Below are 524 nucleotides of genomic sequence, written 5' to 3'. Positions count from 1 at the left end.
GTCTGTAGCCTTTTTAATATTCATAAACATCAATTAATTCGATGTTTCTTGGAATTTTCAGGGATTCTAATTTCTTTTTGAATTCAAGTTTGCTTAGATTTTTTAGAGCAATATTATTTTCGGTGTCTAAAATCCAATAATCTATAACTTTTTCGTCTGAAATTTCATATTTATCTTGCTCGTCATTTGGATTTTGTCTCTTTAACACTTGTCTTTCAGCTACAATATAATCTTTGTATTCATTTAATTTTAGAACTTTAGAAGGAATTATTTCTATTTCATCATTCCAACCGTCATTTGGTGCCACAAAAATGTCCTCCGTTGAATTTCGATAAAGAACATAACCATTTGTAACATTTTTTGTGAAATCTTGCATTCCAAGGCCGTATCCAAACGCAATTCTTGGTAAATTCCTTGAACTTAATATTCCAAAAACTGCAAAAGCGATTATGGAAAAAAGTACAATAATTATTAACGATTTTGCTTTCATAAGGTTACAGACAACGAAAAAGTATTAGCGAAGG

Annotated in this window: 1 protein-coding gene; it reads right to left on the bottom strand. The window is 29.6% G+C overall.

Annotation, left to right across the window (positions count from 1 at the left end; all coding sequences use genetic code 11):
• Positions 1–13: 13 nt before the first annotated feature.
• Positions 14–490 carry a DUF3997 domain-containing protein gene (locus tag AC4AGG_RS16775; protein ID WP_489773166.1) on the bottom strand — a complete coding sequence of 159 codons (477 nt, stop codon included), beginning with the start codon at positions 488–490 and terminating at the stop codon, positions 14–16.
• Positions 491–524: the final 34 nt, after the last annotated feature.

It is taken from the genome of Chryseobacterium sp. CG10_8, assembly GCF_058117085.1.
This window is presented reverse-complemented; position numbering and strand designations above follow the sequence as displayed.